General features: G+C 29.7%; 1 protein-coding gene and 1 pseudogene. One reads left to right on the top strand and one right to left on the bottom strand.

The window, feature by feature from the left end; translation table 11 throughout:
* Positions 1-580 (top strand): annotated as a pseudogene (locus tag ACTG3S_RS13635) (endonuclease/exonuclease/phosphatase family protein); the annotation flags it as partial.
* Positions 581-668: 88 nt separating this feature from the next.
* Here the strand turns inward: ACTG3S_RS13635 and ACTG3S_RS13630 are convergent.
* A partial coding sequence (locus ACTG3S_RS13630) for an Rne/Rng family ribonuclease (protein WP_439129886.1) occupies positions 669-1857 on the bottom strand: 1189 nt, incomplete at its 5' end.

Here is a 1857-nt window from a genome sequence, read left to right as displayed (position 1 = left end):
TAAGGTTTACACTAGAGATCAATTATTAGTTTCTGGTTATTTAGATGACGAATTAATGCATTTCATAGTAAACCACTGGCCCTCTAGAAGTGGTGGAGAAGTAAAAAGCAGACCTTTGCGTGAAAAAGCGGCTTACCAAAACACAAAAATTATAGAAAAAATTAGAAAAGAAGACTCAAATGCTAAGATTTTAATGATGGGCGATTTTAATGATGACCCTATAAACACTAGCTTTAAAAAAGTTTTAAAAACAAAAAGTAGAAAAAGAGATGTAAACAAAAACGATATTTACAATCCTTATGAAGATTTATACAGAAGAGGTTTTAACACTTTGGCCTTTAGAGATAATTTAAATCTTTTTGATATGATTTTAATTTCATCCTCTCTACTTAACAAAAGAAAAAAAGATTTTTCTACTTATAAAATGTACCAAGCTAATATTTTTAACAAACGTTTTTTAATGCAAAAAAAAGGCAGATACAAGGGCTATCCTTTTAGAAGTTTTTCTAACGGAACTTATACAGGTGGTTACTCAGATCACTTTCCGGTATATATGTACCTTATAAAAGAAAAAAAATAAACATCTTATTATAAAAGAAAAAAACCCAAAACTTAAAGTTTTGGGTTTTTTGTTGATAATAAATTATTGCCTTTTACATGTATAAAAATTAATCTTTAACAGATTTAAATCTATAGTGTAAGTATGTGTAAGCATCTCTAGGTATAATAGTAATCCACTTTTTATATTTTAGATACCATCTAAAACGTATAGAATTTACGCCTTTTAATAAATAGGCAGCAATAAAAGGATGCAAGTGTAATTGTATCTTTTTATTTTTTGGATTAGAAATAAATCTTTCTAAATCTGCCTCTATTTTGTCTAATAAGACAATTGGCGCTTCTACTTCTCCATTTTTATTTGGGTTGGTTTCGGTAGTTTTTATACTTAACTCTGGTCTAACCCTTTGTCTTGTAATTTGTACCAAACCAAATTTACTTGGAGGTAATATTTTGTGCTTTGTTCTATCCAAAGCCATTTGTTCTTTTAAATGCTGATAGAGTTTATTTCTATTTTCAGCCTTGTGCATATCTATAAAATCTACAACGATTATACCACCCATGTCACGCAATTGTAATTGACGTGCAATTTCTGTGGCAGAAATTAAATTAACTTCTAATGCTGTATCTTCTTGAGAACCTGCTTTGTTAGAACGGTTTCCGCTATTTACATCAATAACATGTAAAGCTTCTGTATGCTCTATCACTAAATAGGCACCTTTACTCATAGAAACTGTTTTACCAAACGATGTTTTTATTTGTCTTTCAATTCCATATTTTTCGAAAATTGGAGTTTCAGATCTGTGTAACCTTACAATTTTTTCCTTTTCAGGATAAATTTCTTGTAGATATTCTTTAATTTCTACTTTTAAGGTTTCATCATTTGTTACAATACTTGTAAAACTATCATTCATAACATCTCTCAATATAGAAGATGCTCTGTTTAGTTCGCTTAAAATTTTAGTTGGTGTGTTTGTGTTTGCAATACGCTTACACATTGTTTTCCAGCGTTCTAATGAGTTTTGCAAATCTCTATCTAATTCTGCTACTTTTTTACCTTCTGCAACAGTTCTTAGAATAACGCCAAAACCTTTGGGTTTTATGCTTTTTGCTAATCTTTTTAATCGTTCTTTTTCTTTGGGATCTTCAATTTTTTGTGATACAGAAACTCTGTTGGAAAAAGGAACTAAAACCAAAAATCTACCTGCTATAGAAAGCTCTGAACTTAGTCTTGGCCCTTTTGTAGAAATTGGTTCTTTTACAATTTGTACCAACAGGTTTTGTCCTGATTTTAGTACA

This window comes from Polaribacter sp. (assembly GCF_965656025.1).
GTDB lineage: Bacteria > Bacteroidota > Bacteroidia > Flavobacteriales > Flavobacteriaceae > Polaribacter.
This window is presented reverse-complemented; position numbering and strand designations above follow the sequence as displayed.